We start from the raw sequence: 1,020 nt of genomic DNA, 5'->3' as shown, positions 1-1,020 counted from the left end.
TCGCCTTTCCCTCACGGTACTGGTTCACTATCGGTCAGTCAGGAGTATTTAGCCTTGGAGGATGGTCCCCCCATATTCAGACAGGATACCACGTGTCCCGCCCTACTCTTCGAGTTCACAACCTGTGTGTTTTCGTGTACGGGACTGTCACCCTGTACCGTGCGACTTTCCAGACGCTTCCACTAACACACAAGCTGATTCAGACTCTGGGCTGCTCCCCGTTCGCTCGCCGCTACTGGGGGAATCTCGGTTGATTTCTTTTCCTCGGGGTACTTAGATGTTTCAGTTCCCCCGGTTCGCCTCGTTAACCTATGTATTCAGTTAACGATAGTGTGACGAATCACACTGGGTTTCCCCATTCGGACATCGCCGGGTCAAAGGTTCATATCACCTCGCCGGCGCTTTTCGCAGATTAGCACGTCCTTCATCGCCTCTGACTGCCAGGGCATCCACCGTGTACGCTTAGTCGCTTAACCTCACAACCCGAAGATGTTTCACTTCTGATTGCGAAAATTTGAGAGACTCGAACACACCATTTAAGATGTGTCGTTTCAATTTTCAGCTTGATCCAGATTTTTAAAGAGCAAAACTTCGCAGTGCACCTTTTCAGGTTCACTCTGAAGTTTTCTTGGGTTCGCAGTAAAAGATGGTGGAGCTATGCGGGATCGAACCGCAGACCTCCTGCGTGCAAAGCAGGCGCTCTCCCAGCTGAGCTATAGCCCCATCGTTTTGCAATCTCTGTACCGCTCATCCTTTAAAAGGAGTTTGGTAGGCCTGAGTGGACTTGAACCACCGACCTCACCCTTATCAGGGGTGCGCTCTAACCACCTGAGCTACAAGCCTGCAGAGATTTTTACTGCTGTTTTTTCATCAGACAATCTGTGTGAGCACTACAAAGGCAGGTTCTTTAAGGTAAGGAGGTGATCCAACCGCAGGTTCCCCTACGGTTACCTTGTTACGACTTCACCCCAGTCATGAATCACAAAGTGGTAAGCGCCCTCCCGAAGGTTAAGCTACCTA

The 1,020-nt window shown here is 50.4% G+C and carries 2 tRNA genes and 2 rRNA genes; all 4 read right to left on the bottom strand.

The features are described 5' to 3' along the window. Nucleotides 1-476 (bottom strand): 23S ribosomal RNA (locus F3J31_RS23175); the annotation flags it as partial. 171 nt (nucleotides 477-647) lie between these two features. Next, nucleotides 648-723, bottom strand: a tRNA-Ala gene (locus F3J31_RS23170). A gap of 43 nt (nucleotides 724-766) precedes the next feature. After that, nucleotides 767-843, bottom strand: a tRNA-Ile gene (locus F3J31_RS23165). Between the two features lie 70 nt (nucleotides 844-913). Next, nucleotides 914-1,020 (bottom strand): 16S ribosomal RNA (locus F3J31_RS23160); the annotation flags it as partial.

It is taken from the genome of Enterobacter sp. Acro-832 (genome assembly GCF_011752745.1).
GTDB lineage: Bacteria > Pseudomonadota > Gammaproteobacteria > Enterobacterales > Enterobacteriaceae > Enterobacter > Enterobacter quasiroggenkampii.
Note: the sequence above shows the minus strand (reverse complement) of the source record. Positions and strands in the feature narration are given on the sequence as shown.